This is a genomic window from Sulfurimonas sp. (assembly GCF_047622445.1).
Classification (GTDB): domain Bacteria; phylum Campylobacterota; class Campylobacteria; order Campylobacterales; family Sulfurimonadaceae; genus Sulfurimonas.
Genome location: NZ_JBLHOE010000037.1, coordinates 23,681 through 30,405, shown reverse-complemented (window position 1 = coordinate 30,405; position 6,725 = coordinate 23,681). Strand labels below are relative to the sequence as shown.

Below are 6,725 nucleotides of genomic sequence, written 5' to 3'. Positions count from 1 at the left end.
TATTTGGGAAAACTACCATACTATGGAAGAAATTGAGTTATTTGGTGGAGATGAATTTACTGGTGGAGTAGGTGCATGTGAGCCTAGTTTTACTAAAAATGGTAAATGGTCTACGGGTTGTTGTTAATAAATGGATATTTTTTTAAAATCAGTTTCTGCACTTAACGACGAAACAAGAATCTTATTACTACGTTTTTTAGACAAATATGGTGAAGTATGTGTATGTGATATGCAAGAATCACTCGACATGATTCAATCACGTCTTTCTCGCCATCTTAAGATTCTAAAAGAAGCTGGTTTTTTGAGAGTAGAACGTAAAGGAACTTGGGCATATTATTCTATAAGAAATCCACTGGATCGCTTTAGACTAGAAGCTTTAGAAGAAATAAGATACTTAGATATGGATATTCCAAAATTAAAAGAACTATCTCAAAATGGAGAATGTAAAATATGAATAAAAAAATATTAGTAATGTGTACAGGAAATTCTTGTCGTAGTATTATCGGTGAAGCACTTATAAATGCAAAGTTAGATGGTATTGAAGCTTATAGTTGCGGTGTAGCTCCATCAGGTAAAGTAAATTTAAATGCTAAAAGAGTGTTGGAAGAAAATGCTATTTGGAATGATAAATATTACTCAAAACATTTGGATGAAGTAATAGATATAGATTTTGATTTAGTTGTAACGGTATGTTCTCATGCAAAGGAAACTTGCCCAATATTTCCTCGTCCTGTAAACAAAATTCATATAGGGTTTGAAGACCCGGATGGAAAAGAGTATGATGCATTTATGCAAACTTATAAAGAGATAGAAGAAGTGTTATTGACTAAAATAAAAGAGGCTCTTATCTAATGTGGAAAGAAAGTGTTGATTATTTTACAGTAGATATTTTAGGTCTTAGTGGACAAGTAAATGATGTACTCAATTTCTTTATTTATGACACTATTAAAATTTGGTTTTTACTCATAAGTATTATATTTGTTGTTTCTTACTTGAGAACGCATTTTAATACAGAGTATGTAAGATCATATTTGCAAGGAAAATCAGAATTTACTGGAAATGTACTTGCTGCTCTGTTTGGAATTATTACTCCATTTTGTACATGTTCGGCTATTCCTTTGTTTTTAGGATTTATTCAAGCTCGTATTCCCGTTGGTGTTACCTTTAGTTTTTTAATCTCTTCACCGTTAAACAATGAAATCGCAATTGCTTTGTTATTTGGCTTATTTGGTTGGAAAGTTACGGCTATCTATATAGGTTTTGGGCTTTTAGTAGCTATTTTTGGTGGTTTTATCATTGGTAAGATGAAGATGCAAAAATACATTCTTATGGACATAAAACCAATGGATGGTGAACTAGAAGAGGTGAAGATATCTTTAACATTTAAAGACAGAGTTAAAGAAGCTTGGGAATACTCTTTTGATATTTTTAAAAGTATCTATTTATATGTTTTAATCGGTGTAGGAGTAGGGGCTTTCATTCACGGTTATGTTCCAGCTGACTTTATTGTAAAATATGCGGGTGAAGATAGTCTCTTTGCAGTTCCAATTGCAGTTCTAATGGGAATCCCAATGTACTCAAACGCTGCGGGAGTTATGCCCCTTGTAGAAGTCTTAACTTCAAAAGGAATGCTTCTAGGAACTGCCTTAGCTTTTATGATGGCAGTTACAGCACTAAGCTTACCAGAAGCGATGATACTCAAAAAGATTTTACACATTAAACTTATAGCTTTGTTTTTTGGTATAGTTGGTCTAGGAATAATCGGCATCGGTTATATATTTAATTTAATTTTATAGCTTTTCTCGCCAATAAGCCAAAGCTTTAGTGACTGAATCTTAGCAACTATAAAGATTCAATATAGCTATTTAATGTATCAAAGCCACTCTCTAAAGACTTTAAATCATTGTGAGCTTTAGCGGTTCCTATAACTCCTTCTATTGAAGAAATTATAAAAAGGGCTTGCTTATCAGCGTCAAAGTCGGTATTTGTTTGTTTTAACTCTATAGCTTTTACTAAAGCTTGTTTTACAGACTCTTGCCAGCGTTTATAGACACTCTCCAAGTATGTAAAAAATAATTCATCTTTATCACTCATATCTAGAACAAAATTACTAAGTGGACAGCCATGTTTAATGTCTAAAAAATACTTTGGATTTTCATACGCCCCGTAAAAAAATTTTATTTGATTGATTATCGCTTGTTTAGGATTATTGCTATTGCGTAAAGGTTCAATCCATTGAGAAATAAGAATCTCATCCAATCATCTACAAACTGAACGATATAATGTGGAATAGTCTATGCTTATATATTAAAAAATGTTATATAAGGCTTAATTATGAATGTAACACTAACTGCACAAACTCAATATACAACTGCCTCTGCTAATACTGAAAAGACTAATAAAGAAGGTATTAATCCAACCAAAGGTCAGGATTATGTCCTAAAAACACTTGATGATGAAGGTAATGAATTACTGAATCAAATTTTAGAAGGTAAAACAGACCAAGAGAAATGGATGTTAAAACTCAGTTTAGACATGGGGTTGTCTACTGAAGTTAAAAATGGTCGAGTTGAGAATGTAACTGATATAGATAACTCTAAAAATTCTTCCTTTGATAGACTAGGTTCTTTTATAGAAGAGAGAAAACGACTATTTACTCAAGATATACTAGGAACTGATGCAATTGCCCAGAAGCTATTAGAAGCTTACAAGAGTAACAGTACATTTATAAATAGTGGAGATAGGGAAGATTCAGTTGTAGATAAATTTTTAGAAGATTTATATTCTAAAGAATCTATATCATTTTCAGCTAAACAAACACAAGAAAATATCCAAAATAAAGTAAATGAGTATGCTAAAACTTTAGTAGATGAAATGGAAGATACCCCTGAATCACAGCTTGATGTATCCATCCTACTAAATGATTATAAAAAAGAGCTACTTGAAGAGTATAAAGATAGCTTAAAAAAGTCAAATGATGGAAGTTTGACATTAGAACAACAGGCTATTATCAAGGTGCTTCTTGATGATAATTCTAAAGAAACCAGTCACCTAGAAAAACTTTTAACTATGAATTCTGATGCTTCAATAAATAAAAAATATGAAGCAAAGACAGAATATGCTGATTCAGGCTTACCAGATTGGATGGACCAAAAGATAAATACTATTTATTCTGTATCTGAAGGTAATAATATTGATTCAGGACGGGGTTGGTTTAATGCTAGGCTCAGACTTGGTGCCATCGCTATGAGTGGTGGTCAAAGTGATATGAAAATCAATGAAGAAAATTTAGATTGGAAGGAAGTATTGGAATTTACTGCAGAAAGTTTTAAAAATAATATGCAGTCATCGCATACAAATGAAATGGCTGAGAAATATGAAAACTTTTTAAATAAGCCTGATTCTCAATACTACTCTTATTCTGATGAGATAAAGCAACAGATGATAGAACAGCATAAATTAGATAACCATGCATTAAATGAAAAAGGTTTTAGTGCAACAGAGGTTTTGTTAGAAGAATTAAAGGTTAGAGAGTCAAGTATTTTACAATCTAATACACCTAGAATAGATTCTGTAAATATGAAGGAGTAAATATGAATGTAACATCAACAACCCAAACTCAATATACAACAACTACATCTACTAACAAAAGAGATGACGCAAGCGCAACAGCATATTCAGAAGTAGCACAAAAGAAACAACCTACTAGATATGAAGTACTTCAAGATATGAAATATGAAAATATGTCTGAAGCCGAAAGAAAAGAACGATTTCACTACTTTGCAATGCGATCTATGCCATTTTTAGATGAAGAAGGAAATAAAGAATTCAATAAATCTCTTGAGGGCAAAACTGATATTGAAAAATCTCAAATAAAAAGTGTATTACAATTATCGTTTATGACGAGTGTAAAAGCTAATCATACTAATCATACAGTAGATAGACAAAAGTTTGATACGATTGATACAAGTAAAGATTCTACGGTATCAAGATTTAAAGATTACATATCAGAATTTAAGAAAAACGGAAGTATTGATAACATTGGACTTATAGATGTTATGAATAATTTTTTACAAACCTATAAAGCTAATGTACAATCAACTGATATTAAAAATCAAGAAGATTCAGTAGTGGATGAGTTTATGGAAGACTTATACTCAAAAGAAACTATTAACTTTAAATCTGAAATTATTAAAGATGACATAGAAAATAAAGTAAATAAATATGCTTCACTTATGCTGGAAGAAAGAGGCGATGTCACAATGTCTGAACTTGAGACTTCAAAGCTACTCAACCAATACAAAAATGAGTTACTCCAAGAGTATAAAGATAGTCTTGAAAACTCAAATGAAAATATAACAAATGCTAAAGAGATTACACGATTTTCTAATGCTACAGTTTATGAAGGGCTAGAGAGTGGAAAAACAATTGAAGAAGCTAGAATTAGTGCAAGAAGTCTTACTGTTGAATTTATGAATGTAGACAATGAGTTAGCTGATGCTTCGGCTAAACGTTTTGTAGAAACATTAATCAAAGCAGGACGAGCTGATTCAAATGCACTAGATTTGTTGTTATATGAAGATAAAGAAGAAAATGTTGGACGAATGAACAATATAAACTTTGATGACCCGTTTAATTCAACTATGGACTTAAGACAATATGGCATCGAAGGAAGCTGGGAGTTTTATGAAGTTTTTGGAAGTCAGAAATCTATGATTAATGAAATAGAGAAAAAAATAAATCAATTTAACTTTATGCTAAATAATGAAAGTAAGATAGAAGCAACGTATATGAAGTTAGAAGCTGATGCCCAAACTCTTGGAAATAATGAAGGTTATAAACAAATTATTAATGACAAATATATGCCTAAAATGGAAGCTGCACTAAATATTTTTAAGAACTATAAAATTTACGACTAAATAAAGATTAAAGGATTTATCATGAATGTAACATCAACAAGCCAAACACAATACTCAACAGCGACAAATAAAACTAACAACAATAAAGAAGATGACTATAGAGGTCTTCCTACTATTGAGGAATTGTTAGATGAAGATGGGAATGCACTTTTAAATGAACTTGTAGCTGGAATGTCAGAGAAAGATGCGAATGCTGTTAAATTGTCTTTAGGCTTTATCATGGGAATTAAGAGCAATGAAGAGGTTAATGGAAAATTAGTGATAGAAAGAGAAACAGGTAAGCTTGATTCTCAATCTATCCTAAGTAAATTAGATATGCTCTCCAAAGAGAAGAATAATATAGGCTATTTATCAGATGAGATTAAACAAATTGTCAATGAATTAAAAGATTTTTACACCAATAATATTAAATCCAATAGTAGTATTACCGACAAAGAAGATTCCGTAGTAGATAATTTTTTAGATGATTTATATTCAAGTAGCTCTACCGCCACAACAACAGCTTCATCAATTACAAAAGAAACTATTCAAAACAAAGTCAATGAATATGCACAAACACTAATGGAAACAAGAGGCGATACACCAGAATCTAAACTCGAAGTCTCAAAATTACTCAATGATTATAAAAAAGAACTACTTCAAGACTATAAAGAGAGTCTAGATGGTGCTACAAATAGTACTATGACACTCCAACAAGAAGCGATTATAAAAGTACTTCTTGATGAGAATACTAAAGAAGCAAGTTCATTAGAAAAACTACTAGCTACAAAAGGTGTAGAAGAAACAGAGGGTGTAACTGTAACTACTGGGGCATCAACAACGGATGTTGTAGCTAAAACAGAAGCAACAGGAAAAATGGCTGAGATGCAAGAGAAGTATAAAGATGTTTATACTCCTATTCCTGATACTTATTCTAAAGAAGATGAAGAAATTCAAACAAGAGAAGTTCATGAGGCTTATCCAAACTATATAGATGGTCCAGATTTTTTAAAAATAGTCAGCTCTTTTCTTGAAGGTACTCGTATTGAATTAGGTCAAGACCTTACTCCCTCCGAAGTAAAAGCACAAAAGTTAGATTACGAGCAGGCATTTCAAAAAGCTTATGACATATTTGGTGGAGAAGAAGCTTTTATAGAAATGCAAAAAGGTGCTCATGCAATTATGAAAGAGTATCCTGTAAATACTTGGGGTAAAGACGAAAGAGTTACTAATGAAACCGAATTAGCGCGATTTACAAATGCTGCGACTTATGAAGCTTTAGAACAAGGAAAAACAATTGAAGAAGCTAGAATATATGCAGGTAACCTAAAGTTTGAATTTATGGATACTAGTTATTCAACCATAAACTTCTTAGAAACGTTAATTAAAGCTGGACGAGCCGATCAAAGTGCACTTGATATGTTTTTAAACCAAAGTGAAGAAGAAAAAGAAAAAGCTTATGAAGTAGATTTTAGCGCATCCAATAATTCTACAATGGATTTGAGAGAATATGGAATTGAAGGAAGGTGGCAACAGTATGAATTCTCAGAAAATCAACAAGATATGATTACTGAAATAGAGAAAAAAATAGGTCAATTTAATTTTATGCTAAATAATGAAAGTAAAATAAAAGAAGCCTATATGAAATTAGATGGTTCTTATCATGACCTTGGAGACAATGCTGGTTATAAAAGAATGATTAATGAAACATATATGCCAAGAATGCAAGAGGGATTGAATATCTTTAAAAAGTATACAATTTATGATTCTTAAAATATAAAGAAATATAGCATCAACAAGCAAAACTAAATATACACAACATATAAA

7 protein-coding genes are annotated in these 6,725 nt (G+C 31.3%); 6 read left to right on the top strand and 1 reads right to left on the bottom strand.

Annotated features, from left to right (window positions below; genetic code table 11):
* The first annotated feature begins 130 nt into the window (after positions 1-130).
* Genes ACI9TV_RS09590 through ACI9TV_RS09580 form a run of 3 tightly spaced genes read left to right on the top strand, consistent with a single transcriptional unit; the run spans position 131 to position 1,796 of the window.
* On the top strand, positions 131-454 hold the full coding sequence (locus tag ACI9TV_RS09590; RefSeq protein ID WP_415250566.1) for an ArsR/SmtB family transcription factor: 324 nt from the start codon (positions 131-133) through the stop codon (positions 452-454).
* Positions 451-852: an arsenate reductase ArsC gene (locus ACI9TV_RS09585; protein WP_415250565.1), complete on the top strand. Its 402-nt coding sequence runs from the start codon at positions 451-453 to the stop codon at positions 850-852. Before ACI9TV_RS09590 ends, ACI9TV_RS09585 begins: the two co-directional genes overlap by 4 nt.
* The gene (locus ACI9TV_RS09580) at positions 852-1,796 is read left to right on the top strand and encodes a permease (RefSeq protein WP_415250564.1); all 945 of its coding nucleotides are present in this window, start codon (positions 852-854) and stop codon (positions 1,794-1,796) included. Before ACI9TV_RS09585 ends, ACI9TV_RS09580 begins: the two co-directional genes overlap by 1 nt.
* Positions 1,797-1,842: 46 nt before the next feature.
* Here ACI9TV_RS09580 and ACI9TV_RS09575 read toward each other — a convergent pair whose 3' ends face one another.
* A complete protein-coding gene (locus ACI9TV_RS09575; RefSeq protein WP_415250563.1) occupies positions 1,843-2,259 on the bottom strand; it encodes a TetR family transcriptional regulator C-terminal domain-containing protein in 417 nt (138 codons plus the stop codon).
* A gap of 75 nt (positions 2,260-2,334) precedes the next feature.
* Here ACI9TV_RS09575 and ACI9TV_RS09570 point away from each other — a divergent pair, with 75 nt between their 5' ends.
* The 3 genes from ACI9TV_RS09570 to ACI9TV_RS09560 are packed head-to-tail and all read left to right on the top strand — an operon-like array spanning position 2,335 to position 6,671.
* Entirely contained in the window at positions 2,335-3,591 is a 1,257-nt protein-coding gene (locus ACI9TV_RS09570; protein ID WP_415250562.1) for a hypothetical protein, read from the top strand.
* Between the two features lie 2 nt (positions 3,592-3,593).
* On the top strand, positions 3,594-4,919 hold the full coding sequence (locus ACI9TV_RS09565; protein WP_415250561.1) for a hypothetical protein: 1,326 nt from the start codon (positions 3,594-3,596) through the stop codon (positions 4,917-4,919).
* 21 nt (positions 4,920-4,940) lie between these two features.
* Positions 4,941-6,671: a hypothetical protein gene (locus ACI9TV_RS09560; RefSeq protein ID WP_415250560.1), complete on the top strand. Its 1,731-nt coding sequence runs from the start codon at positions 4,941-4,943 to the stop codon at positions 6,669-6,671.
* Positions 6,672-6,725: the final 54 nt, after the last annotated feature.